25 protein-coding genes are annotated in these 22,594 nt (G+C 66.5%); 9 read left to right on the top strand and 16 right to left on the bottom strand.

The annotated features are described in order from the left end of the window. Positions 1-6: 6 nt before the first annotated feature. Both NJ1_RS07240 and NJ1_RS07235 read right to left on the bottom strand, forming a co-directional pair. Positions 7-189 (bottom strand): rubredoxin, encoded by a 183-nt coding sequence (locus NJ1_RS07240; protein WP_067689161.1) that lies wholly within the window; start codon positions 187-189, stop codon positions 7-9. Continuing rightward, a complete protein-coding gene (locus NJ1_RS07235; protein WP_067689158.1) occupies positions 189-1,412 on the bottom strand; it encodes an alkane 1-monooxygenase in 1,224 nt (407 codons plus the stop codon). The genes NJ1_RS07240 and NJ1_RS07235 overlap by 1 nt, the downstream gene beginning before the upstream one ends. Before the next feature lie 190 nt (positions 1,413-1,602). Here NJ1_RS07235 and NJ1_RS07230 point away from each other — a divergent pair, with 190 nt between their 5' ends. Then, positions 1,603-2,223, top strand: a complete 621-nt coding sequence (locus NJ1_RS07230; RefSeq protein WP_067689292.1) for a TetR family transcriptional regulator — start codon at positions 1,603-1,605, stop codon at positions 2,221-2,223. Between the two features lie 186 nt (positions 2,224-2,409). Here the strand turns inward: NJ1_RS07230 and NJ1_RS07225 are convergent, their stop codons facing one another. Together NJ1_RS07225 and NJ1_RS07220 are read right to left on the bottom strand one after the other, a co-directional pair. Next, positions 2,410-3,591: a DUF1444 domain-containing protein gene (locus NJ1_RS07225; protein ID WP_084477833.1), complete on the bottom strand. Its 1,182-nt coding sequence runs from the start codon at positions 3,589-3,591 to the stop codon at positions 2,410-2,412. 87 nt (positions 3,592-3,678) lie between these two features. Then, a complete protein-coding gene (locus tag NJ1_RS07220) occupies positions 3,679-5,046 on the bottom strand; it encodes an ABC1 kinase family protein (RefSeq protein ID WP_067689156.1) in 1,368 nt (455 codons plus the stop codon). Between the two features lie 240 nt (positions 5,047-5,286). Between NJ1_RS07220 and NJ1_RS07215 the strand changes: the two genes are divergently transcribed. After that, positions 5,287-6,837, top strand: coding sequence for an acyl-CoA carboxylase subunit beta (locus NJ1_RS07215; RefSeq protein ID WP_067689154.1), 1,551 nt, complete (start codon positions 5,287-5,289; stop codon positions 6,835-6,837). A 98-nt stretch (positions 6,838-6,935) separates the two neighbouring features. On the opposite strand, the gene NJ1_RS07210 is transcribed toward NJ1_RS07215, so the two are convergent. Then, the gene (locus tag NJ1_RS07210; protein ID WP_245717259.1) at positions 6,936-8,207 is read right to left on the bottom strand and encodes a lipase family protein; all 1,272 of its coding nucleotides are present in this window, start codon (positions 8,205-8,207) and stop codon (positions 6,936-6,938) included. 526 nt (positions 8,208-8,733) lie between these two features. On the opposite strand from NJ1_RS07210, the gene NJ1_RS07205 reads away from it, so the two are divergent. Then, complete coding sequence (locus NJ1_RS07205) at positions 8,734-9,873, top strand: baeRF2 domain-containing protein (RefSeq protein ID WP_067689151.1); 1,140 nt, start codon at positions 8,734-8,736, stop codon at positions 9,871-9,873. Between the two features lie 18 nt (positions 9,874-9,891). On the opposite strand, the gene NJ1_RS07200 is transcribed toward NJ1_RS07205, so the two are convergent. The 4 genes from NJ1_RS07200 to NJ1_RS07185 form a co-directional block, all read right to left on the bottom strand. Then, complete coding sequence (locus NJ1_RS07200) at positions 9,892-10,323, bottom strand: ATP-binding protein (RefSeq protein ID WP_067689149.1); 432 nt, start codon at positions 10,321-10,323, stop codon at positions 9,892-9,894. Between the two features lie 245 nt (positions 10,324-10,568). Beyond that, positions 10,569-11,252 (bottom strand): PAS and ANTAR domain-containing protein, encoded by a 684-nt coding sequence (locus NJ1_RS07195; RefSeq protein ID WP_067689148.1) that lies wholly within the window; start codon positions 11,250-11,252, stop codon positions 10,569-10,571. Between the two features lie 93 nt (positions 11,253-11,345). Continuing rightward, the gene (locus NJ1_RS07190) at positions 11,346-11,756 is read right to left on the bottom strand and encodes an STAS domain-containing protein (protein WP_084477831.1); all 411 of its coding nucleotides are present in this window, start codon (positions 11,754-11,756) and stop codon (positions 11,346-11,348) included. 212 nt (positions 11,757-11,968) lie between these two features. Next, positions 11,969-12,802, bottom strand: a complete 834-nt coding sequence (locus tag NJ1_RS07185) for an acyl-CoA thioesterase domain-containing protein (protein WP_067689144.1) — start codon at positions 12,800-12,802, stop codon at positions 11,969-11,971. 185 nt (positions 12,803-12,987) lie between these two features. On the opposite strand from NJ1_RS07185, the gene NJ1_RS07180 reads away from it, so the two are divergent. Beyond that, positions 12,988-13,305 (top strand): hypothetical protein, encoded by a 318-nt coding sequence (locus NJ1_RS07180; RefSeq protein WP_245717258.1) that lies wholly within the window; start codon positions 12,988-12,990, stop codon positions 13,303-13,305. Positions 13,306-13,734: 429 nt separating this feature from the next. Next, positions 13,735-14,007, top strand: coding sequence for a hypothetical protein (locus NJ1_RS07175; RefSeq protein WP_067689142.1), 273 nt, complete (start codon positions 13,735-13,737; stop codon positions 14,005-14,007). Between the two features lie 126 nt (positions 14,008-14,133). Here NJ1_RS07175 and NJ1_RS07170 read toward each other — a convergent pair whose 3' ends face one another. Beyond that, positions 14,134-15,018: a Sco1979 family transcriptional regulator gene (locus NJ1_RS07170; protein ID WP_067689140.1), complete on the bottom strand. Its 885-nt coding sequence runs from the start codon at positions 15,016-15,018 to the stop codon at positions 14,134-14,136. A gap of 89 nt (positions 15,019-15,107) precedes the next feature. Then, complete coding sequence (locus tag NJ1_RS07165; protein WP_067689139.1) at positions 15,108-15,338, bottom strand: DUF397 domain-containing protein; 231 nt, start codon at positions 15,336-15,338, stop codon at positions 15,108-15,110. Positions 15,339-15,773: 435 nt separating this feature from the next. On the opposite strand from NJ1_RS07165, the gene NJ1_RS38825 reads away from it, so the two are divergent. Together NJ1_RS38825 and NJ1_RS07160 are read left to right on the top strand one after the other, a co-directional pair. Further along, the gene (locus NJ1_RS38825) at positions 15,774-15,947 is read left to right on the top strand and encodes a hypothetical protein (RefSeq protein WP_157573816.1); all 174 of its coding nucleotides are present in this window, start codon (positions 15,774-15,776) and stop codon (positions 15,945-15,947) included. Between the two features lie 114 nt (positions 15,948-16,061). After that, positions 16,062-16,355 carry a hypothetical protein gene (locus NJ1_RS07160; protein WP_067689137.1) on the top strand — a complete coding sequence of 98 codons (294 nt, stop codon included), beginning with the start codon at positions 16,062-16,064 and terminating at the stop codon, positions 16,353-16,355. 144 nt (positions 16,356-16,499) lie between these two features. On the opposite strand, the gene NJ1_RS07155 is transcribed toward NJ1_RS07160, so the two are convergent. From NJ1_RS07155 to NJ1_RS07145, 3 genes are all read right to left on the bottom strand, one after another. Beyond that, on the bottom strand, positions 16,500-17,276 hold the full coding sequence (locus tag NJ1_RS07155; RefSeq protein ID WP_067689135.1) for a GntR family transcriptional regulator: 777 nt from the start codon (positions 17,274-17,276) through the stop codon (positions 16,500-16,502). A gap of 132 nt (positions 17,277-17,408) precedes the next feature. Next, positions 17,409-18,113, bottom strand: coding sequence for a polysaccharide deacetylase family protein (locus tag NJ1_RS07150; RefSeq protein WP_067689133.1), 705 nt, complete (start codon positions 18,111-18,113; stop codon positions 17,409-17,411). A 3-nt stretch (positions 18,114-18,116) separates the two neighbouring features. Beyond that, the gene (locus NJ1_RS07145) at positions 18,117-18,479 is read right to left on the bottom strand and encodes a winged helix-turn-helix transcriptional regulator (RefSeq protein WP_084477830.1); all 363 of its coding nucleotides are present in this window, start codon (positions 18,477-18,479) and stop codon (positions 18,117-18,119) included. Between the two features lie 58 nt (positions 18,480-18,537). On the opposite strand from NJ1_RS07145, the gene NJ1_RS07140 reads away from it, so the two are divergent. Next, on the top strand, positions 18,538-19,353 hold the full coding sequence (locus NJ1_RS07140; protein ID WP_084477829.1) for an SDR family oxidoreductase: 816 nt from the start codon (positions 18,538-18,540) through the stop codon (positions 19,351-19,353). Between the two features lie 435 nt (positions 19,354-19,788). Then, positions 19,789-20,139, top strand: coding sequence for a hypothetical protein (locus NJ1_RS07135; RefSeq protein WP_067689129.1), 351 nt, complete (start codon positions 19,789-19,791; stop codon positions 20,137-20,139). A 27-nt stretch (positions 20,140-20,166) separates the two neighbouring features. Here the strand turns inward: NJ1_RS07135 and NJ1_RS07130 are convergent, their stop codons facing one another. Together NJ1_RS07130 and NJ1_RS07125 are read right to left on the bottom strand one after the other, a co-directional pair. Continuing rightward, positions 20,167-21,513 carry an oxygenase MpaB family protein gene (locus NJ1_RS07130; protein WP_067689127.1) on the bottom strand — a complete coding sequence of 449 codons (1,347 nt, stop codon included), beginning with the start codon at positions 21,511-21,513 and terminating at the stop codon, positions 20,167-20,169. 3 nt (positions 21,514-21,516) lie between these two features. Beyond that, entirely contained in the window at positions 21,517-22,566 is a 1,050-nt protein-coding gene (locus NJ1_RS07125; protein ID WP_218025144.1) for an oxygenase MpaB family protein, read from the bottom strand. Positions 22,567-22,594 lie beyond the last annotated feature (28 nt).

Raw genomic sequence — 22,594 nt, 5'->3', positions numbered from 1 at the left:
GGCCTTTCAGGCGGAGCCGGTTGCGGCGGAAGTGGATTCGAAGTCGACCTTTTCCCGGACGCCGCAGTCGGGGCAGCACCAGTCGTCCGGGATCGCGGACCACGAAGTGCCCGCCGGGAAGCCCTCGCGCGGTGCGCCGATGGCTTCGTCGTAGACGTAGTCGCAGACGGGACAGCGGTAGGCGGACATCAGCGGACCCCGTACTGCGCCAGCACCCGAGCCCGCTTGCGGGGCTGGATGTTCACCCGGGTGATGTCACCGCTGTAGTGCTCGAGCACGCGGTGATCCATCACGCGCCGCCACAGTGGCGGGAAGTACGCCAGGCCGATCATGCTGGCGTAGCCGCTGGGCAGGTTGGGCGCACCGTCCATGCTGCGCAGGATCTGATAGCGCCGAGTCGGATTCGCGTGATGATCGCTGTGCCGCTGCAGGTGGTACAGGAAGATGTTGGTGACGATGTGATCGGAGTTCCAGCTGTGCTGCGGAGTGCAGCGCTCGTAGCGGCCCGCGGCGGTCTTCTGCCGCAGCAGCCCGTAGTGCTCGAGGTAGTTGACGGTCTCGAGCAGACAGAAGCCGTAGACGCCCTGCAGGACGAGGAACGGCAGCACCACCGGTCCGAACACGGCCACCAGCACGCCCCACAGCACCACCGACATCAGCCAGGCATTGAGCACGTCGTTGTGGATCGTCCACGGCCGCTTGCCCAGTCGCTCGAGCCGCGCCTTCTCCAGCTCCCACGACGAGCGCAGGCTTCCCCACACGCTGCGCGGCAGGAAGGTCCAGAACGATTCGGCGAAGCGGGCGCTGGCCGGATCCTCCGGGGTCGCGACTCGCACGTGGTGACCGCGATTGTGCTCGATGTAGAAGTGCCCGTAGAAGGTCTGCGCCAGAGTGACTTTGGAGAGCCAGCGCTCGAGTTCGTCCTTCTTGTGGCCGAGTTCGTGCGCGGTGTTGATGCCGACGCCGCCGATGACGCCGATGCTCAGCGCGAGGCCGATCTTCGAGATCAGACCCAGGCCGCCGTCGATGCCCAGCCAGGACAGATCCGTCGCGGTCCACAGGTAGCAGGCATAGACCAGGCTCAGCAGCTGGAACGGGATGTAGGCGTAGGTGCAGTACCGGTAGTACTTGTCGTTCTCGAGCATCTCCATCACCTCGTCCGGCGGGTTCTGACCGTCCGGGCCGAAGAAGCGATCGAGGATCGGGAGCAGCACGTAGACCAGCAGCGGGCCGATCCACCACCACACCGGAGCGACCGCGTCCCAGCCCAGCTGGTTGAAGCCCCACACCAGGACGGTGGTCAGGAAGATCGCTGTCGGGGCCACCAGGCCGAAGAGCCACAGATAGCGCTTGCGATCGCGCCACTGCGGGGGCGCGGAGTCCTTCGACTCTTCGATACGAGACGTCGTCATTGTCGATCTCCTTGCAGAACCCGGGCGGGTCGCCGACAGGCGATTCACCGCGCGGTCGCGGCCCGGACGCGGCATATACCTGACCCGAACTGCGCCGATTACACTTTCACGTGATGTGTATTCATTACATACAGATCAAGGTTTGTTGTCAACAGTGGGACAGATGCCGATCTCATATACGATCGAGAGCGTGGCTGAAGCGCCGAACTTCCAGACCGAGATGCGCCAACTCCTGCGGGAGCGCGTCATCGACACCGCACGCCGCATCGTCTGTGACGAGGGCTGGGGCGCGGTCAATATGTCGCGGGTCGCGAAGGAGGTCGGGGTCAGCCGGCCGGTGCTCTACAAGGAGATCGGCACCCGGCAGGAACTCGCCGATGTGGTGATCCGCACCGAGGTCGACGTCTTCCTGCTCGGCATCGCCGAGAGCCTGGCCGCCCATCCCGACGACGCCGTGGCGGGCATTACGCAGGCGGTGGAGTACACGCTGCGGACCGGCGCGGACAACACGCTTCTCAAGGCCGTGCTCTCGGGACGCTCGAGCGAGGACACCGCGTTGCTGCCGAGCCTGATGACCGAGACCGAACCGGTGCTCGGGCGCGCGATCGCCGCACTCACCACCGCGGCCCGCGCGCAATACGGCTTCGACGGCGTACCGGACTCCGAACTGGATTCGATGATCGAGACCGTCGTCCGACTCGCGCTGAGCCACCTCTTCCAGCCGATCGGGCCGATCGAACGCGCCGTGGGCCAGATCGATCGGGTGATCATCGGCGCGTTCGGCGAGGTGCTGGCCGCGGTGCGGTCGTAGGTCAGTCGCAGATCGCGGAGTCGAACACCTTCCGCACCGCCGCGGTGGTGACCGCGTCATCGGGCCGCTGATTCACCGCGATCGTCACCGCCCGGCCCGACGCGCTCACCCCACCCTGGGTCGGGTACCCGGGGATGGAACCGCCGTGACCCCACGACCGCTCGCAACACGCTGTGGCGGTACGGCTTACAGCGTCACCGAGCGCTCGCACAGGAGCTCCAGGGTGTTCGTGTCCGGCCACTGACGCAGTTCGAACCGGGGCGGGTTCAGGCCCTGGATCGGGATCAGGCCGAGGATCTCCATGGCGTCGTCGAAGGGGACGGTGCAGATCAGTTCGACGTCGCCGTCCGCGTCCGCGCGCACGAAGTGCAGGTAATCGGCTTCGGGCAGCAGGTATTCGATGCCTTCTCCGCAGACGGCCGAGGTGACCGGGCCGTCGATGCTGTCCTGGTAGGCGACCGTGCTGGGGAAGGCCACCTCCACATCGCTGTAGGGCCGCAGATCGAGGTCCTGCTCGAATTTCTCGTTGAGGAACCGGGTTTGGACGCCGTACTCGGTGACGGCGAGGCCGCAGCGGGCGCGCAGGGCGTGCGCGCGGGCGGGGTGCGATTCGAGCCAGTCCAGCGGCACGACCATGCCGGAATCGTCGATCGTGTAGGCCTGCGGGGAGATTCGACGGGTCGCCTGACCGTACTCGTCCTCGATGCTCTCGAACGCCTTCTCCAGCAGGTCCGGATCATCGGGCAGGATCAGCAGCGTGTTGTCCTCCGGAATGAATGCCACCGGCCGATGCTCGCCTCCGCCGTAGCTCGCCAGCCAGCCGGGCACCAGCAGCCAGGACACCGCGTAGGCGTCGCCGCCGTCGACCATCCGGGTGTAGTGCAGATCGTCCGGTGAACCCGGCATGGCGAGTTCGGCGAGATTCGCTCGCGCGCAAGCGAATACGGCCTCCGGGTCCACGCCCCATTCCAGCACCGCCCGCATCGAGACGTAGGTCCGGCTGCGCGGCAGATCCACCACCACGGCCTCGTTGACGAACGGAAACGCCGGTCTGGTCAGCATTCCCGCGCCGCTGTCCCACTCCATGCCGTACGTGATCGGCCGCAGCACCGCCCGCAGCAGCGGGCGCACCTCGTCCCAGTTCTCCGGCGTGACATCGGGATCGATGATCGCCTCGACGAACCGGGCGATCAGACCCCGCTGCTCCTCGGGCGGCAGACCGTCGCAATCCTGGAACACATTGCCCAGGAAGAGCATATGGCTGCCGCTGTGCCGCACGGAGAACTCCGCGGGCACGTACTCCGCGTCCATCACCCCGTACGCGCCCAAGGTCTCGATCACGGACGCCGCGAACTGTTCCCGATCCATCCCGCACTCTCCCGACCTCGAAATCACCTGTCACCGACCATACTTCGGCTCAGGTCGATGAACGCCGAACTCGCTCGCCGCGCGGGCTCAGTCCACGGGGAGTTCGGCGCCGGTCTCGGCGAGCTTGGCGGTGACGTCCTCGGGGAACACATTGCGGAACAGATACAGGTCGCGGCCGAGTTTCCAGCCGGGGGCCAGTGCCACGGCGTAGCGCTCGAAGTAGCCGAGCTGCTTGCCCATCATGATGAGCTGCTGCGGGCCCGAAGCGCCACGGCGCTTGCCGAATTCGAGCAATCGGGCCGACACCACGCCGAGGTCGAGCTTGTCCAGACTGCCGGACAGCACCGGTCCCAGGGCCACGGCGAGCTGACGGCCGATGGTGGCGTCGTCGCCGCTGTCGTCCGAGACCATGTCGAGTTTGCGCAGCGCCCGGGCGACCGGGCGGAAGTCGTTGTCGATGGAACTGGCGTAGAACAGGGCGCGCACGAACTCGCGCCATTCGGCCTCCATCCGGCCGACGATGCCGAAATCGAGCATGGCCACCCGGCCGTCCTCGAGCAGCCAGAGATTGCCCGCGTGCACGTCACCGTGGAACAGCCCGTGCACCGCGACGCTCTCGATCCACGCCTTGACCAGGCGGCGGATCAGGATCTCCGAGTCGGGGTGCTCGGCGCGGATGTCGTCGAAACGATCGAGCGGCATGCCGCGCATCCGTTCCATGGCCAGCACCCGGGGCGCGCAGTATTCCCAATAGACTTCGGGGACAACGACATTGGAATTGTCGCCGAACGCGGTCAGATTTTCCCGGGCGCGGGCCTGATTGTCGGCCTCGATCAGGAAGTTCAGCTCGGCGACGGTGGCCTCGTACAGATCGCGCACCACGGCCTGGGTGTTGGCGACGCGGGCGTTCTCCGAACGCTTCTCCATGGCGCGGGCCAGGCGCATCGCGGCGCGCAGGTCCACGATCATGCGGCGGCCGATCTCGGGGCGCTGCACCTTCACGACGGCGGGCCGTCCGTCCGCGAGCACGCACGCGTGCACCTGGGCGATGGAGGCCGCCGAGAGCGGTTCGTCCTGGAACTCGAGGAAGAGTTCGGAGATGGGCTTGCCGAGATCGGCTTCGATGATGGCGCGCGCGTCGGCGGACGGGAAGGGCGGCACATCGTCGAGGCAGCGCAGGCAGGCGTCGGCCAGTTCCCGCGGGAACGCTCCCGGCGAGGAGGCGATCAGCTGGCCGAGCTTCACGAACATCGGGCCCAGCGTCTCGAAGCCGTCGACCACGCCCTCGGCCATGGCCCGCTTGCGCTTGGCCGGTCGCAGCCCGTTCTTGAGCACGCTGCGGGTGACCGAGCCGCTCAGCACGGCGCCCACGATCGCGGTCCGCTTCCACTCCGCGAATCCGAACGTATCGAGATCGGGTCGAATCACCTCGGGCGTCCCCGGTCGCACAGTCATCGGTGAGCTCACGGGCCGCAGTGTAGCGGTGTGGATCTGCTCACGCTTCGCTGCGCCGCCGGTGAAACCTGCCCGTTCGTGTTTCAGATCTCCGCCGTAACGTCGTGCACACCCCCGCCGACAGCCCCGGTGCGGCACATTACCCGGGCGTTCGGTGGTTGACGACCGGTGCCGCACGGTAGCGTGGCGGGCTGAGTCGCGATCCGGCTCACTGATGAAGTCGAAAGGCAAGACCGAAGTATGACGGGTACAGCGGAGAAGCTGGCGGAACTGCGCAAGCTCCTCGAGATCGCCGAAGAACCGACCGGGGAAGCGGGGATCAAGAAGCGGCTAGCCAAGGGCATCCCGAGCGCCCGCGAGCGAGCTCGCACCCTGTTGGACCCCGGCAGTTTCGTCGAGATGGGCGCCCTCATGCGGCAGCCCGGCGTTCCCAACGCCTATTACGGCGACGGCGTGGTCACGGGTCGCGGTGCGATCGACGGTCGACCGGTCGTGGTCGTCTCGCACGATCCGACCGTGTACGGCGGTTCCGTGGGCGAGATGTTCGGCCGCAAGGTCCGCGCCGCCATGGAGTTCGCGTACGACAACGCGTGCCCCGTCGTCTGCATCAACGACTCGGGCGGTGCGCGCATCCAGGACGGCGTGACCTCACTGTCGTGGTACGCGCTCATGTGCCGGCTGCAGGAAGACCTGTCGGGCTACGTGCCGATGGTCGCGATCATGTTCGGCAAGTGCGCGGCCGGCTCGGTCTACGGCCCGGTGAACATGGACATCCTGGTCGCCACCGACAAGTCCTACATGTTCGTCACCGGTCCCGAGGTGATCAAGGCCGTCACCGGCGAGGAGATCACCGCCGAGGAACTGGGCGGCGCTGCCGTGCAGGCCCGCAACGGCACCCTGCATCACGTGGCGCCCAGCGAGGAAGCCGCGTTCGAGTGGGTCCGCGAATACCTGAGCTTCCTGCCGACCAGCTGCCTCGAGCAGCCGCCGGTGATCAACCCCGGCCTCGAGCCGGAGATCACCGCCTCGGACCTCGAACTCAACAAGATCATCCCGGACTCCGATCGCGTCGGCTACGACATGCACGACGTGCTGCTGCGCATCTTCGACGACGGCACCTTCCACGAGATCAGCGAAGCCACCGCGCAGAATCTGATCACCGGATTCGCCCGCGTCGACGGCCGCCCGGTCGGCGTGGTCGCCAATCAGCCGATCGTGCTGGGCGGCGCGCTCGACGCGGCCTGCTCGGACAAGGCTGCGCACTTCATCCGCCTGTGCGACGCCTACGACATTCCGCTGGTCTACGTGGTGGACACCCCCGGCGTGCTGCCGGGCGTCGAGGAGGAGCGGATCGGCGTCATCAAGCGCGGCGGGCGCATGTTCCGCGCGCTCATCGAGGCGACCACCCCCATCGTCACCATCGTGACCCGCAAGGCCTACGGCGGCGGATACGCGGTGATGGGTTGCAAGCAGCTCGGAGCGGACATCAGCTTCGCGTGGCCGACCGCCCGCATGGCGGTCATGGGCGCGGAATCCATGATCAGCATCGTGGGCCGCAAGCAGCTCGCCGCCGCCCCGCCCGAAGAGCGGGAGACGGTGCGCCAGAACATGACCGACTTCTACAACGCCACCGTGGCGACCCCGTGGGTGGCCGCCGAGCGCGGTTACATCGACGCGGTCATCGAACCGGCGGACACCCGCCTGGAGATCCGCAAGGCCCTGCGGCTGCTGCGCGACAAGGGCGCGGTGCGCAAGCCGAACCCGCGCAAGCACAACATGTTCCCCATGTGAGAGCACGCTGACCCGACTCTGCCCCGGACTCGAAAAGGTCCGGGGCGGAGTCGTTTTCGAGGCGGCCAACTCGACCGCTCGGCACTCGGCTCGACCGCTCAGCACTCGTTCGGGGCGGGCTCACCCCGCATGCGCGCGTCCAGCCAGTTCAGCGATTCCGGGTATCCGGTGAACGCGGCGACGATGTGCTCGCCCGCGACGCTGCGATACACCGCGGGCACGCCCAGCGCGCATTGCTCCTGATACAGGGCGCGCGCACCCTCCGCCGGGATCCAGAACTCCTGCTCGCCGTTGTAGATGTACAACGGCACCGCGGACTTCTTGTCCGCCATCCTGGTGATGCGATAGATGTCCTGCGCGAGCGAACTGTGCAGCGGGTCAGGGATATCGGCGGCGATATCGACCGGCAGCATCAGCACGCCGGTCAGGCCGAAGGTGCCGGTGCAGGTGTCCTTGAGCGCCGAGGTGGCCGCCCACTGCGCCAGGTGGTTCATCGCGCCGAGGATCTCCGGGCGTTCGCGGCCGATCGCGAAGATCGCCGCCATCAGCACGCCCGAGGCCAGATTGGCGTTCATGCTGCGCGAGAGGATCTCGAAGTCGGCGGGGACGCCGCCCAGCGCCGCACCGACCACCACCGACGTCAGCTCCGGCGCGTATTCCGCCATCAGCTTGACCGCGCCCTTGGTGGCGATGGCTCCGCCGGAGTACCCCACCATTGCGAACCTGCTGTCCCCCAGTTCATCCGGGAAACCGTTGCGCACGGCCCGCATGCCATCGAGTACCGCGTGCCCGGCCACGTACGGCTCGGCGTACGCCATGCGCGGCCCCTCGTGGTCGGTGATCAGCACCGCGTAACCGCGCAGCAGGGCCAGCTGGGTGGTGGGCGGGATGTAGTCGGCGATATTGGTCTTGCTCGTGAAACCGTGTGTCAGTCCGTAACTCGGGTTGCAGTCCCGCCCGAGCGCGTTGATCGGCAGATTGTTCACCAGCACCGGACGCTCCCCCGGGCCGGTCCACTCGCCCTGGGGCAGGATCAGCGACGCGATGGCGTAGGAGGCCGCGTCGTGCGAATCATTGGTGCGGTACTTCAGCTGCACGACGCTGCGCACCGGCACGAGCAGCACGCCGGAGGCGGCGGTGACGTCACGCGAGGAGATGATCTGCCCGGCGCCGTAATCCTCCAGATTCGACGGCCAGTCATCGATGAACGCGTCACCGATCGGGGCGGGCATGCTCGCGGACCGCAGGGCCGCCACATCGTCGGTCAGTCCCCCGGCATCGACCAGTGGGGAATCCTGCGCCGGCGAGAGCGAGGGCCGCGGAACGACGCTGTCGATCCACTCCTGCACTCCGGCCAGGATTTGCGGCACGCTCGGCACGCTCCCGGATACGTCCTGTCCGGGCACCGGGTCGGGCGGCTGCGCGCCGGCCGGGGCAGCGAGGTACGCCTGGCACGGAACGGATCCAATCAGCAAGGCAGCAGCAATCATTCGCAGACAGCGGAACAAGGCACCCCCTACGGCCTCGGCGGCTCCACGAGCCGGGGAAACCCCCTGACAACACAGGAATCGAGCGTAAACCGGTGCCTGTTCGGGGCGTTCACGCGTCGTCTGTTCGACGCCACATCGAGACCGGTCCGTGCCGCCGGCAAACCGCCGATGCACCATCGATACCGGAGATCCCCCTCACGAGCGGCGTGTATCACGATGCGGGACGGGTACTTCCGCAGTGCACGGGGAAATCGACATGCCGCTCATTCGCGGCAATCGGAAACCCGATTCGGCCGGACGTCCTTACCGGACGTTCGGCCTGCTCATGCCGGTGTGATACCGCACCCACTCGATCGAATCGACCCACTCGGTGATTGCTCGACGGACGCCGGGGTATCGCCTCCCCGTGGCCAGAACACGACTGCGAGAACTCATCCACCGGACCGGACCCTTCGCTTCGGTATATTTCGACGGCTCACACGACGCCGAGGACGCGGACGAACAACTCGAACTGCGCTACCGCACGATCCGGGAGAAGCTCACCGCCGCAGGCGCTTCCGAGCGCACCATCGGCGCGCTGGGAATCGCGCTCTTCACGGGCCTGCCGGTCCCCGGCCGCTCGGGCCGCGCACTGGTCGCGGACGGCGACACCGTGCTGCTGGATCACCCGCTCCCCACACCGCCGGAGCACGACACGGTGCGGGTCTCGCCGCTGCCGTACCTGCTCCCGCTGATCGAACAGCGCGGGCCGCTGGTCCCGCACGTGCTCGCGGTGGTCAACCCCGTCGGCGCCCAACTGCGCACGGTGAATCGGCACGGCGACGCCGTGAATCGCGTTGTGAGCGCCGACGTACCGTCCGCCGGGCCGCCCAGCGGCGCGCGTCCGCGGCCGGGCATTCGGCGCCGCGACCGAGATACGCTGCGCCACACCGTGGATGCCGTGGTGCGCGAACTGCGCGAACAGGCCGATCACGTGCGCGCCGAGATCCTCGCGCTCGCCGGTGAGCCGACCGTCCTGGCCGCCGTGCGCACCGCCCTCGAGGCCCCCGCCGCACCACCCGATCCCGACGCGGATTCACCCGGCGCGGACGCGCCCGCGGCCCGGCCGATTCGAATCGTCGAGCTCTCGGGCGGCGCCACCGGCTCACGCGCGGATCGGGCGCTGCTGCACGAGCAGGTCACCAAGATCGTCTCCGAGACCGCCGGCATCCAGTACCGCGCACTGCTGCGGCACTACAGGGCCGAGGCCGAACTCGCCACCGGCGCGGCGATCGGCGGCCTGCGCGAGACCGCGGCCGCCCTGCGCGAGAATCGCGTCGACTATCTGCTGATCGATCCGGCGGCGCTGGGCGACCGGACGGTTCTGGTAGGACCGGCGCACACCGATGTGGCGACCGCGGCACACGAGCTGATCGGACCAACGGGTCCACGCCGGGCGGACGAAGCCCTGCCGGTGGCCGCGCTCGCGGGCGGCAGCGAAATAGTCACGGTCACAGGGCACATCACGCTGCCCGAGGGGATCGGCGCCCTGCTGCGGCCGCACTGATCCCCGCCGCCGGCCCGGCTACCGCGGACCGGAACCGGTGCGCAGCTGGCTGAACTCGACGGAGATCGGATATCCACCCAGGTCCGAGTCGAACGGCTTCCGCTGCGCGGCAAGATCTTCGGTGATGGTCGCCAGCACCTGCCAGGCGAATCCGTGCTCGTCGAGCGCGTCGGGCACCGTCACCACACTCTCCGCCCGCACCTTGATACCACGCTCGTCGAATTCGAATTCACATTCCACCGCGCCGTCCGGCAGCGCGGCGACGATCAACGCGGTCGCCACCTCGTCGAGTGCGACGCGGATGTCGGTCACCTCGTCGACCGCGAATTCGGCTATGAGCGACACGGTTTCGGCGAGTGCACGCAGCATGGTCAGTTGGCTCAGGTCGGCCGGGACCCGGACGCCGACGACCCTCGTCTCCGTCGCAGGCCGGGAAATCCATTCGCTCATGCGTATCTCCGACTGTCGGTCGCCAGGCAGCCGAGCCGTTGTGGGCTCGGCCCGGCCGTTGTTCGATCCGTTCTTCGCCGCGCCATCCGTTCGCCGCGTCGATCTCAGACAATCACATCCCCGGCGCGCCCGATCGACGGGCCGCGAATCGGCCGAACCCGCGAGTGCGATCCGGCGTGTCTTTGACGCCGTACCCGGCACCCCCCGGACGAAACGCCTTCGTGGAAAACCGGGTTGGCCGCCCACTATCGGCGGGACTGTCGTTGATGAACGGTCAACAGCAGATGATCGAATGCCGTGCGCAGTTCCACGGTCGCGCCGCCCATCGCCGCGACCTCCTCGACGAGATCGCGCGCCAGCGCCCGCAGCTTCATATTGGTCTCCTGCGACCGCCAGGTGAGCACTCGGAAAGCCTGCTCGGCATTGATGCCGTAGACCAGCATGAGCGCGCCCTTGGCCTGCTCGATGACCGCCCGCGCCTGATACAGCTCGGGCAGGGTGTCGTCGAGAGTCTCCTGCCGGTGTGCGGCGAGCGTGTCGGTGACATCGATGTAGTAGCCGGATGTACCGATCACGGAAAGGTTTTCGTCGACCATATGGTCGCCCACCACGATGACGTGATGCTCCACGCCATCGATGTCGAGGATGCGGTGCCGGCTGCAGAACGGTTCCCCGTTCCGCACGGCCCGATCCAGCGAGGTAGCGACCTGTGCGCGGTCTTCCGGATGCTTGTGCCGCAGGAGCAGATCGGTCGTGGGCTCGACCGAGCCCGGCGCGTAGCCGTGCATGGCGGCCACTTCGTCGGACCATTCCCAGCGCTGATCGCTGAACCAGAATCGAAAACTGCCCACGCTCTGTGGGCGGCCGCTGCCGATCACCTGATCGAGGACCTGCGCGTCGTCCGGAGACCATTCCCCACTGGGTGCCACCGAACGATTATCCGCTGTGGATCGTTGTCCCGGACCCGAACGAGGGGACCGAGCCGCGCAGCTCGATCCCACCCCACATCCGTCCAGCGGCGGTTACCCGCGCAGCGCCTCCCGGACCGAGGCATAGAAACGGCAGGTCGGCCGCACCCCGGTCACCTCGAGCACGCGCTCGATGTCACGACGCACGGCAACCACTCGCAGGTCGACGCCGCGCGCCCGAGCGCGCCCGCCCTCCTCGGCCAGCGCGATGGCGCAGCCGATGCTCAGGAACCGGATGCTGCGCAGATCCACGATCACGGCGTGCGAACTTCCGAGCACCGCCAATTCGAGTGCCGCGGTGAGTTCGGGCAGCATGGCCGCATCGAGTTCGCCATCGGCGCGCACCACCACCCGGTGCCGCGGTGATTCGGCGGGCGGGGGCGGATGGTGCTCTCGGTGAGCCGGCGCGAACGACGCGGAATCGACGAGGGGATCCATGCGGTGGAGCACAGCGAAGGGTGACATGACCAGACCTCCCGAAGGGAACTTCAAGTCCTCGCACGGAGACCAGGCTGCTCGCACCCGAGAAGTGGTGCCGCTACATGCCCATCGTCCGCGGATCACGAACGGCCCCGTAGTCGAACCGGATCGGCTGTAGTCTCAACCTGCTCTCATCCTGTCACGAATCGAGCGGGCTGTCACAACACCGTCGTGAAAGCTCTGGCGCGCTTGATCTTTCAGAAGCGCGCGCTCACCGCGACATCCAGCTGCGCATTGCTGATCTGACGGCCCGCGTTGGACACCGAGGTGACCATCGCGCTGCCCAAGGAACCGTCGCGGTCGAACAGCGTCGCGACGCCCACGGCCATGCCGCGATCGCTGAAGTGACTGTCGGCCTCGACGCCGATCTCATAGCCCTGCGGCATCCGGGACAGCGCCAGGGTCATATCGGTATTGATGAAACCGATGCCCTTGTCGCCCCAGTTGGTCACCATGCTGGCGGCCTCGCCGACGATCGCGGCCCGCACGAACGGGGTCAGCTCCTCCCCCGTCACCACGCGAATCGGGTTCTGCCAGGTGCGTTTCCGGCCGTTGTTCTCGTGCGCGGTCGGCTGCGGGGACCACTGTGCGGACTCCGCGTCGCTGCCGAACAGCGGCACCCGCGGCAGCGCGGACACCGGGGCGATATCCAGCGACGGCGGCTGCGGTTCCCGCTCACGCTGCCACAACTCGCCAGGGGGCTGCTCAGAGGGCTGCAACAGCACCGCGGAGGCGCGGGCGGCGACCTTGCCGCCCTGCATCACCGAGACATCGGCGACCCGGATCCGCCGGCCGTCCCGGACCCGCACCATCGGGGTGACGGTGTGCTCGAAGCGGGCCGCGCTGAACAGGTCCACGGTGAGCCGCACCGGAACGAAGCCGTCGGTGGCATGCGCGCGTTCGAGTTCGTGCGCCATCAGACCGGTCAGCGCCGGTCCGACCACCTGGGCCGAGGACCACTGGCTGGCCGCGAACCGGGTCGGGTAGAAACCGCCGTCCACCACATCGAAGTACGCAGGCACGTCCACCATCGGTCCAGGGCTCCCGTTCAGTCGTTTCGTCGAATTACCTGTTCCCAGAGCTAACACGCCCATAGAACCGGTTTCAATACGCAGGCCCGGTCAGCCGTGGTGGGGTTTCTCACGTCCGTGGATTGGGAAACTTGACCAGCGGGTAATCGGTCGGCACCAGTCTCGAACCCGGAGGAGGGACATCGATGATGTCTACCGCGCCGAACAATTCCGGCACTCTCGGCGATCCGCAGTGCGAGCACCGGGACGATTATCGGTCCGAGATTCGTGCGCATGACACTGCGAAATCGCTCGAGGGCGCCGCGCAGTGGCCGGGGCTCACCTTGGTCGCCATCGGACTCGTGACGGGCGCACTGACAATGACCGTGGCCGGATACGGATTCGCCGGACTGGCGGCATTCGGCGCACTCGCGAGCGTGCTGTGCCTGGCGGCCGGAATCGTGCTGCTGGTCGCGGAGCATCGGCATGTGAAGAGGTTCGCCTCGCGCCTGCCGCACCCGTAGGAACGCTGCGGCACAGCTCGAAGGCCCGCTCGAGCGGGCGATCCCTGCCCGAACGAGGAACTCGTTCAGGCGTATGCGAAGTTGCGATATCCGCTTGTCGATCTTCCGCTAATTCCTGGAATTTTCAAGACAAGGACACCTGGACGTAACTTTCGTTCGGAAATACCTGTACATCACCATGACTCGCGGTGCGTCGTCACGCGCTGGCGTGTTTCCCGGCGCCCAGCGGGCGATTCGCTAACCCTCGGCATACCCAAATGTCTACTGCCGCTGCAAATTCGAGGTTGCAGATGCACTTGCATCTGCGCACGGCACGGTCATAGACTCGCAGTGCAAGGCACTACAGGGGACAACCAGAGAGCCGAGCGGTGAATCACTGGCGATTCCTGCCTCCGGAAAAGCCGTCGGCCTGGCATCAGGGGCGTTCGAATGAATCAGCCAATCAACCTCAGCCGCCTCGGGTTCGCCGACAGAAGTCTGCCGGCGCAATCCTATTCTCGTGAGACGGCGACAGCCTATTCACGTGAAACGGCAACCGCTTTCGTCATACACCAGGTCGAGTCCAAGGGCTCGGCGACTCGCTACGATTTCGATATCGAGCGAATCGTCACGACTGCGCATGCCATGGTGAATGACTGGGATCTGCACGTGATGCAGCCGGAGACCTTCTGGCGGATCGCCTCCAGCTTCATTCGACAGTAAAACCAACGGCCCGGTACGGACCGATAGGGGCCCCGAGAGGGGCCCCATTACCGTGTCTTCTCGAAGTATGAAGTTGTGCGTTGCCGGCTCGTGGGGACACCGGCAATAGGGGAATTCCTCGAGGACTCAGAGTTCGGCCGCGATTTTCATCAGCTTCTCGCGGGAGCGCTCCGGCGGCTCGGCTTGCACACTCAGCTGATCCATGACCTGCCGGTACAGTTCGAGATCCTGTCGGCGATCCAGGTACAGCGCGCTCGTCAGTTGTTCCAGATAGACAATGTCCGGCAATTCAGGTTCGGCGAAGCGAAGCATGGTGAACGAACTACCTGCTGCCGCATGGCCGCCCGCCGCGAACGGCAGCACCTGAATGGTGACATTCGAACGCTGGGAGATCTCGATCAAATAGTTGATCTGGTCGCGCAGTACGCCCGGTCCGCCGACCGGCCGATGCAGCACCGCCTCGTCCAGCACCGCCCAGAAGCTCGGTGCGCTGTCGCGCATCAGTAGCTCTTGACGGCGCCGGCGCAGCGATACGCGGCGTTCACTGTTCTCATCGTGGCCGAGGGCGACGACGGAACGGGCGTAATCAGGGGTCTGCAGCAGTCCGGGAATCAACTGACCTTCGTACGTGCGAATGGATTTCGCCGCGTGTTCCAGGCCGAGATAGGTCTCGAACCACTGTGGGAGCAGATCACTGTAGCGATGCCACCAGCCGGGCTGGTTGGCCTTGCGCATCAGATCGAGGAACTGGTCACGCTCGCCGGGATCGTCAACGCCGTAGAGCGTCAACAGATCCCGGATATCGCGCTCCTTGAATCCGGTGCGCCCCAGTTCCAGTCGACTGATCTTGGCATGGGAGCCGCGGATGTGGTCGCCCGCGGCTTCCCTGGTAATGCCGTTTTGTTCCCTCAGCTTGCGTAGCTGGCTTCCGACCGCGATGCGCAGTGCAGTCGGGCCACGCTCAGCGACAGCGGAATCCGCCAATCCGTGGGCAACAGGTTCTGCGATCATTAGGGGTCCACTCCGATGCTCGGGTTTTGCCGGCAGTGGACTCACAACGGCTCGTCGCGAACCACCGCGCCGATTGCCAATGCTACCGCTCAGAGGGCGAGGTAGTCGAACTCTCCGCTCTTCGCGCCTTGAAGGAATGCATCGATCTCGGGGCGGGTGTACACGATCAGCGATCCCTCGGGGTCACGGGAGTTCCGAACGGCCACTTGACCGTCGGCCAGTGGTGCCATCTCGACACAGTTACCACTGGGATTGCTGAAAGTGCTCTTGCGCCAAGCCAGTTCCGAGCGATCGATACGAGTAGCCGATGTGTCACTCATGTCAGACTCCTTGCCAACACCGTCCGCAGACGGTCGTCCAGTACTTGCAAATGCTCGATCAAATGTTCTTACAGTTGCAACCGCAAGTGAACGGTAGCACGTGGATAGCCCGCTATCGATCCCCTCGGAGCCGGATAATCCTTTGCAACGCAACATGATTGATCTTGGGAACTGGACATCAGCTGCGAAGTTGCAAACAAAGACGGACAATCCAGACCGACCGGTTTGCATTGGCGAACTGGGCGTTTGCCGGCTAGTCCCAGGTCATCCGACCAAGGCCCCTCGGTCCCGTCACGTGACCGAAAGTCCCTCTGCGTCAGGCATATAGGACATACAAAGCCCGACACGGTTTGCAATCGTGCAGATGTACTTGCATCTGCACGACGCACGACCATAAACTCGGTGCACCATCCCTCCTTAGGTCAGAGGCATCCCATGACACAGATGCTCGCCCGCAGCTCCGAAATCTCCGGCGATTGCGACGCCGAACCGCGCGGTCTCTCCTACCGCCAGGCCCGGACGATATTGCGCGCCCATGATCAGCACTTCGCCTGTCGGCAGTACTTGGCGGCGGTGGCGTACCTGTCCGCGGACAACGACGTCGACTGATCTTCACCATTCCGCTTGCGCGGCAGTAGGCTTGAGCGACACTGGAACTTGCGTGACTCCGGTGTGACGGGTACTCCGGATACAGATGTTGCCGTCACCGGGAAGAGTGTCGAGATGATTCTTACTGCCGCACATGACCTGCTGACCCAGGATCTTCTGGCCCAGGTCACCAATCCGACCCCTGAAAGTCCGCCGCTGGCAGACAAAATCATGAAGCTGGTGCGCTATTTCACCTGGTTCGTGCTGCTTTCGGGGGTGCTGGCCATCATCTACGCCGGCGGCAAGTTCGGCTGGGAGAAGTGGGGCGGCGGCGCTCCGGCGGCGCCGAAGCAGATCGCGGGGGCACTGGTCGGCGGCGTGATCGCCACCAGCGCAGGCACATTGATGAACGCCATCATCGGAATCTGAGGGGCGGCCGAAACTCCCTGCGACGGGCTGGATTCGACGCCCGAATGGACCGGTTTGTCTGAGACGAACCGGTCCATTTTCTTGTCGAGGGTGCTGGACGCGAGAGCCGTCCGGACCGAACTTCGGGACTTGTGCGGTGTACTTTCAGGCCGTCGCGGCGTGCTGGGTCAGGTCGGCGTCGACATCCACGCCCATCGATTCCTCGAAGCGCGCCATCACCTTCTGGTGATACATGCCGAACAGGTCCTCGAACAGCGCCAGCTGCGCCTCGCTCGGACCGCCTTCCGATTCCCACACCGCCACCAGCGCGCGCCAGACCAGCACGTGCAGATCCGGGGAGACCGCGAAGAACGCCTGAACCGCCTCCGGCACCTCGAGCACCATCTCGCCGATGGAGTTCAGCACCGCGCGCTGCACCGACATGCCGAGCGCGGTGAGCAACCGGCGCAGCAGCCCGAGTTCGATGCTCAGCATCCGGTATTGATCGGGATCGGCGCTGCGCGCAAGGGTTTCCAGCTCGTCGATATCGGCCTTGAGCTCCGCCGGGTCGATGGCGCGCTCACTACCGGTGTAGGACAGCAGCGCCTCGAGGGCGATGCCGCGTTCCTCTTCGACGATATTGCCGAACATGTCCACGGCGGTCTCGGCATCGGGCATGGACAACCGGAACAACCGGCGATACACGTCCACCCCGCCCTCGGCGCGGACATCGCGAATCACGAAACCCTTGCCGCGGTGGGCATCCACGAAGCCGTACGACTCCAGCCGTCCCAGAATCAACTGCGCCGTCGCACGATTCAGATCGAACTCCTCGGCGACCTGTCGGACGGACGGCATCAATCCGCCGGGCATGTACTGGCCCGATGCCACGCGGCGCGCCAATTCGTCGGCGACGTCGGCGACGACCGTCCGGTCTCCCATTCGTGTCACCCTCTCTGAACCTTCTTCACGTCCCAGACAGTGTAGGTGCTTGGTCGATCAACCGCACAAGTCTCGGGACTCACAGTGAAAAGAACTCGATTCGCAGGTTTGTTCGGGCCGTTTTTCCGACCGCTAGTTCAGTAAGAGCTGGGAGATCGTGACGAATCGGTACCCTCGCGCCCGCAGTCCCGCCGCAATGGGCCCGATGGCCGCGAGCGACGCTGCCCCCGAGGAGTACATGGCGTGGAGCAGCACGATCGAGCCCGGCCGCACCTTCGCGAGAGTCTCGTCCACGATCTGGTCGGTGGTGGCCTGCTTCCCCGAGTCGGGTTCCACATCCCACATCACGGTGGTCCGGTCGTGCCGCGAGAGATATCGGGGTAGCGCGAGGAGTTTCTTGCCGTTCGGCGGCCGCACCGTAATCGGCCCCTGGTAGCCGGTTTTGGCGATTTCCGCATCGGTGCGCTCGATCTCCTCACGCACGGTGTCGTCGCCGACCAGAACCATCCGCCGATGCGAGTAGCTGTGATTGCCGAGCTCGTGACCGGCCTCGGCGATGGCCCTGCCCTGCTCCGGATGGACGGCCAGCTCGTTTCCGATCAGATAGAAGGTGGCCGGAATACCGGCCTCGGCAAGGGCTTTCAGGATTTCCGGGGTGCGTTCGGACGGTCCGTCGTCCAGCGTCAGCGCGACCACCTTCTGATCGGTGTCCACCCGCGGAACGATCCGACCGGCCACCTGGAAGGTCCGCGAATTCATGACGAGATACAGCCCGCTCGTGACCGCGACGAGCAGGACCACGGCGAGCACGCCGGCGATGAGCAGCCTTCGCCTCATGGATCAGGAGTCCTGTTCCGCGTTCGCGGCTCGCTCGAGCGAGCCCGCCCAGCGTTCGGCCCACTGCCACACCGGTTCCAGTGCCACGCCCAGTTCCCGTCCGGCAGTGGTCACCTCGTAGGACTTGTCCGCGCGCTTGATCAGTACGCCCGCCTCGACCAGCCCCTGCAATCGGGTCGAGAGCATGCTCGAGGAACAGTTGCCCATCCGCCGCCGCAGTTCCAGAAATCCCAGCGGTCCGGGTTCGAGCTCCCAGACCACCCGCAGAATCCACCGCTGTCCGAGTAGGTCCATGGCGGCGAGCAGTGGTGCGGTCGAGGCGTCGGCCCGACTGTTCGAGGGCGGAGGCCGGCTTGCGCTTCTCATTTCGAACCACCATATTGATTCTAAATCAGAAGCATCACGGCGGGCCGGAGGTTGTGGCATGGAACGAACGACCAGTGCATCGAACAGCGACTCATCGACACCCGGAACGGCACGGCGAACAGTGCTGATCACCGGGGCCTCGCGGGGTATCGGGGCCGATACCGCGCGCACTCTCGCGGCCCGCGGCGACCATGTCGTGGTCAACTACCGGGAGAAGCGCAAGCGCGCCGAGGTCGTCGCCGCGCAGATCATCGCCGCCGGAGGCAGCGCCTCGGTCGCGGGTGCGGACATCACCGACCCGGACAGCGCCCGAGCGCTCGTCGACTCCGTGGTCTCAGATTTCGGCGGGCTCGACGTGCTGGTACTCAACGCGTCCGGTGGTCTGGAACGCGACGCCGCTCCCGACTACGCCATGCTCCTGAACCGCGACGCCCAGACCCGCCTGGCACTGCTGGCCCTGCCCCACTTCGCCCCCGGCGGCCGCATCGTGTTCGTCACCAGCCACCAGGCGCACTTCTCCCCCACCCGCGAGGTGCCCGCCGGCTATGCCCCGATCGCCGCGAGCAAGCGCGCGGGCGAGGATGCCCTGCGTGCCTTGATCCCCGAATTCGACCGCCACGGAATCGGTTTCGTGGTCGTCTCCGGCGACATGATCGACGGCACCATCATCGTGCGCCTGCTCGAACGCCGGGACCCCGATGCGGTCAGCGCCCGCCGCGACCACGGTGACCTTCCCACCGTCGAGGAATTCGCCGCGGCCGTAGCCGACGCCACCACCGTCCGGGCCACCCCCGGCCACACCCTTTACGTGGGCGGCACCGACTTCCTCACCACCTCCACCCCCCATCAGCTCATCCGCTCGGCACGGCTATAACTCTCGGCACATCCATTACTTCTGTCATGACTACCTCTGTCACGACGCGCGTGGCTGCGGCGCTCCTGCCCGGTACCCGCGAACCGCGTCTCTCTCCTCGTCGGCGGCGCACGATGCGGCAGTGCGGCACGCCGACCAGAGGTCGTGAGAAAACGGAAATCCAGGTGCTGCTCAGATCGCGACCTGTCACCACCAGGCATGCGGCGCAGCTCTATCGCCGACAGGTCGAGCGGGTGCTCGCCGCGGCACCCTCTCACCCTGGGAATCAGCCTGACCGCCTGCGCACGCTGACCCGATTACCGCCGAGCGGACCGGGTAAGCGGTATCGGCCCGAGAGGAACCGGCGGGCCGGACCCGCCCGGCGCTGCTTCCGCAGTGCGGCTCACCATGGACAGGTGCGTGTCAGCGAGTAACCCGCGGCGAGGAGAGGTGCTCATGGTCGACGATGTCGAGAAGCGGTGGAACGATCCGCCGACCGTTCGGCTGGCCGTCAGATATGTGGTCGCGGTCCTGGTGAGCACCGCCATCGTGGCCGGCCTGGCTCTGGTCTGGGCGGCCTCGCGGCAGCAGTGCCTCGATACCGCCGCCATTCGCTGCGATACGTCCTCGAAGCTGGTCGTCGGGCTCGTGCCCGGTTGTGTGCTCCTGTTCGGCGGCCTCGGCGCGTTCGTGATCACCTTCCGCTACTGGCGGGACGGCCGGGCCTGGCCGATCTGGCAGGGCGCGGGCTGGTTCCTGTTCACCGTGATGGTTCTGTACCTGAGCATCGCGGGCGGCGCGGCCTGACCTCTCACACCGGGCAGCGCACGCTCCTCACACCGGGCAGCGCACGCTGTCGGCCGTGGAGTCGTGCTGATCGAACGGGGTCCCCCGAATTCCGGCGCGTGCGGCCAGCCGCCTCGCCACCCGGGTATTGCGATCCCACATCGGGTCGATGCGCCGCGCCCGCCGGATCATTCGGCTCCGGCCCCCGGGCAGCTGATTGTCCAGAGCGCGCAACCGGACCGACGTCGTCGCGGCGACACCGGTCAGACTCGACCACGGCCACGTCGGCACGGACCGGAGTGGGGTGTCCGCCAACAGGTTCCGCACCAGTTCCGCACTGCTGTAATACGCGAAGACGCCCAGCACCGGCGCGGTGGCCGCGATCCGCAGCCGCCCGCCGAGCGTGGCGCCGCTGAACCGCCGGGTCGCCGCACCCGCCATGGTCGCGGTCCACTCCGGCGCGATCCCGGCGGTCGCGACCATGTAGTCGGCCATCTCCATTCCCTCGCGAGCCGTGCGCGGAATCAGCTCGTCCGCGACTCCGAACACGTGCGCGATATAGGCCCAGTAGTGCATGACCGCGTCGAGTTGCCGTGTCGTGCTGCGTCGTCCGTGCACATGGTCGAAGCAGATCGGATTCAGTCCGAAGGTGACGGCCGCACCCATGGTGGTCGCGTTGGAGATCGGATTGCCGTGCCGCGCGAAGTGTTCCGGCCCCCAGGTGCGCCGCAACATCGCGCGCACCTGGGCGTGCATGAGGCGCACTCGAACGGTGTCATGGAAGATCGGCGAGGTGCGTTCCAGCGCGCGGGGCGCGGTCACGCTGCGGAACCACACGGACGATTCCAGGTTCCGCCGGTACGGGTCTTTCACGAACCGCCCGGTCTGCCCGACCGCGGAGGCCACCTCCGCGCCGACGAAGGTCCCCATGAAGTCCTGCACGCCCATGGCCATCTTCCCGGCCAGGGAGACGTTGATCCACAGTCGGCGGCCGTACTCCCACAGCTCCGGGTCGTACCAGTCCGGCGGAGTGTCCAGGTGCGCGAAGAGCGTCACCAGTTCGGGCAGCGGTTCCTCGACACTGTCGATGCCGTGTGCCAGAGCCTGATTCAGCATGCGCCGCCCACCGGCGGACCCCATTCGGCCGAACGCCGCCACCAGCTGGTCCATGGGTTCGTCGCCCTGCCACAGGTGATCGGCCATGAGTCGCGAGCGCGGGGTGTCCGCGGGTTCGGGCCGCACCTCGATCCAGGGCGCCAGCATGGCTTTTCGCGGCCCGAACCACAGTTCGGAGGCGACGGCTCGCGGTGGCGGCGGGCGCAGCGGCATGCCGGGGCGGTAGTAATAGTCGTAGGGATGCCGGTGTTCGGGCTGAATGTCGGTAAGGGGCCGCATCGCTCACATTCCTGACAGCTGACGGAATCGGGTCACCGCGTCCGCGCCGAAATCGGCGTGGACGGGGCAGTAGTGCTTGGGGTCGCCGCGCTGTTCGGGTGCGGGCCACAGTGATTCGGGTGCTTCGGGCGGTGGCATCCAGCCCGGTCGTTTTCCGGCGGCGCGGCGGCGGGCGGCGCGAATGCGCGGGAAGGCGTACTTCACCCCGTCCGGGGTCACCCGGTTCATGGCCGAGAGCATCCGGCACAACTGCTCGAACACCCACTGGTCGCGCGCGGTCCAGGTGAATCCCATGGTGCGGCGGATGTCCGGATCGCACATCCCGACCGTCACGAACTGGAAGATCCGCGCGCCGCCGGGCCGAACCATGCGCTCCCACACCGGCCGAGGCAGATGCCGCAGCACCGGGAACGGTGGCACGGGCGCGTGTTCGGCGAGCCGGTAGACCTCCCATGCGGCGTTCGTCGGCTCGAGGGTGTCCCGGCACATATCGCGCCAGTACCGCTGGAATTCGGCCCAGCTGGGCGGCACCACCCGCATGCTCATGCCGTACATCTCGTACCACTGCCGATGCTCGCGCCAGAGCTGTTCGCGCTGTGCGGAACTCAGCCCGCCCATGAACAGTTCGGCGCTGCGCAACGTCTCGACGAAGAACACCGCGTGCGCCCAATAGAAGGTGCCGGGATCCAGGGCGTGATAGTGCCGGCCCTGCGCGTCGACCCCCTTGATCGTGCGGTGATACCCGACGATCTCGCGGGCCGTCTCCCGTGCCCGCGGGCCGTCGAACACGACGCCGACGATCGGATATCCGGATCGGATGACGCGCTGATAGAACTCGTCCTTGATCTCGGAATGGAATTCCACGCCCGCGCCCAGCCCGGGATGCATGTTCTGCACCATTCCCATGAAGAGCCCGCTCGGCACGAAGTAGAGCGATCCGAAGATCTTCCACGTCAGCGAATCCGGTCCCAGCGGCACCGGATCCGAGGGGCGCCGAGGCTCGCGCGTCGATTCGTCGTCCGGCTCGCGCGCCATTGCGCTGTGTGTCACCATGAATTCACGCTGACACGAATAAACGCTC

The sequence above is a fragment of the Nocardia jejuensis NBRC 103114 genome (assembly GCF_001613145.1).
Lineage (GTDB): Bacteria > Actinomycetota > Actinomycetes > Mycobacteriales > Mycobacteriaceae > Nocardia > Nocardia jejuensis.
Note: the sequence above shows the minus strand (reverse complement) of the source record. Positions and strands in the feature narration are given on the sequence as shown.

What these genes read in the sequence shown, in the direction of transcription:
- NJ1_RS07240 (WP_067689161.1), bottom strand. Translation starts at nt 189, where the DNA reads ATGTCCGCCTACCGCTGTCCCGTCTGCGACTACGTCTACGACGAAGCC.
- NJ1_RS07235 (WP_067689158.1), bottom strand. Translation starts at nt 1,412, where the DNA reads ATGACGACGTCTCGTATCGAAGAGTCGAAGGACTCCGCGCCCCCGCAG.
- NJ1_RS07225 (WP_084477833.1), bottom strand. Translation starts at nt 3,591, where the DNA reads ATGGATCGGGAACAGTTCGCGGCGTCCGTGATCGAGACCTTGGGCGCG.
- NJ1_RS07220 (WP_067689156.1), bottom strand. Translation starts at nt 5,046, where the DNA reads ATGACTGTGCGACCGGGGACGCCCGAGGTGATTCGACCCGATCTCGAT.
- NJ1_RS07215 (WP_067689154.1), top strand. Translation starts at nt 5,287, where the DNA reads ATGACGGGTACAGCGGAGAAGCTGGCGGAACTGCGCAAGCTCCTCGAG.
- NJ1_RS07200 (WP_067689149.1), bottom strand. Translation starts at nt 10,323, where the DNA reads ATGAGCGAATGGATTTCCCGGCCTGCGACGGAGACGAGGGTCGTCGGC.
- NJ1_RS07190 (WP_084477831.1), bottom strand. Translation starts at nt 11,756, where the DNA reads ATGTCACCCTTCGCTGTGCTCCACCGCATGGATCCCCTCGTCGATTCC.
- NJ1_RS07185 (WP_067689144.1), bottom strand. Translation starts at nt 12,802, where the DNA reads ATGGTGGACGTGCCTGCGTACTTCGATGTGGTGGACGGCGGTTTCTAC.
- NJ1_RS07180 (WP_245717258.1), top strand. Translation starts at nt 12,988, where the DNA reads ATGATGTCTACCGCGCCGAACAATTCCGGCACTCTCGGCGATCCGCAG.
- NJ1_RS07175 (WP_067689142.1), top strand. Translation starts at nt 13,735, where the DNA reads ATGAATCAGCCAATCAACCTCAGCCGCCTCGGGTTCGCCGACAGAAGT.
- NJ1_RS07170 (WP_067689140.1), bottom strand. Translation starts at nt 15,018, where the DNA reads ATGATCGCAGAACCTGTTGCCCACGGATTGGCGGATTCCGCTGTCGCT.
- NJ1_RS07165 (WP_067689139.1), bottom strand. Translation starts at nt 15,338, where the DNA reads ATGAGTGACACATCGGCTACTCGTATCGATCGCTCGGAACTGGCTTGG.
- NJ1_RS38825 (WP_157573816.1), top strand. Translation starts at nt 15,774, where the DNA reads ATGACACAGATGCTCGCCCGCAGCTCCGAAATCTCCGGCGATTGCGAC.
- NJ1_RS07160 (WP_067689137.1), top strand. Translation starts at nt 16,062, where the DNA reads ATGATTCTTACTGCCGCACATGACCTGCTGACCCAGGATCTTCTGGCC.
- NJ1_RS07155 (WP_067689135.1), bottom strand. Translation starts at nt 17,276, where the DNA reads ATGGGAGACCGGACGGTCGTCGCCGACGTCGCCGACGAATTGGCGCGC.
- NJ1_RS07150 (WP_067689133.1), bottom strand. Translation starts at nt 18,113, where the DNA reads ATGAGGCGAAGGCTGCTCATCGCCGGCGTGCTCGCCGTGGTCCTGCTC.
- NJ1_RS07145 (WP_084477830.1), bottom strand. Translation starts at nt 18,479, where the DNA reads ATGAGAAGCGCAAGCCGGCCTCCGCCCTCGAACAGTCGGGCCGACGCC.
- NJ1_RS07140 (WP_084477829.1), top strand. Translation starts at nt 18,538, where the DNA reads ATGGAACGAACGACCAGTGCATCGAACAGCGACTCATCGACACCCGGA.
- NJ1_RS07135 (WP_067689129.1), top strand. Translation starts at nt 19,789, where the DNA reads ATGGTCGACGATGTCGAGAAGCGGTGGAACGATCCGCCGACCGTTCGG.
- NJ1_RS07130 (WP_067689127.1), bottom strand. Translation starts at nt 21,513, where the DNA reads ATGCGGCCCCTTACCGACATTCAGCCCGAACACCGGCATCCCTACGAC.
- NJ1_RS07125 (WP_218025144.1), bottom strand. Translation starts at nt 22,566, where the DNA reads ATGGTGACACACAGCGCAATGGCGCGCGAGCCGGACGACGAATCGACG.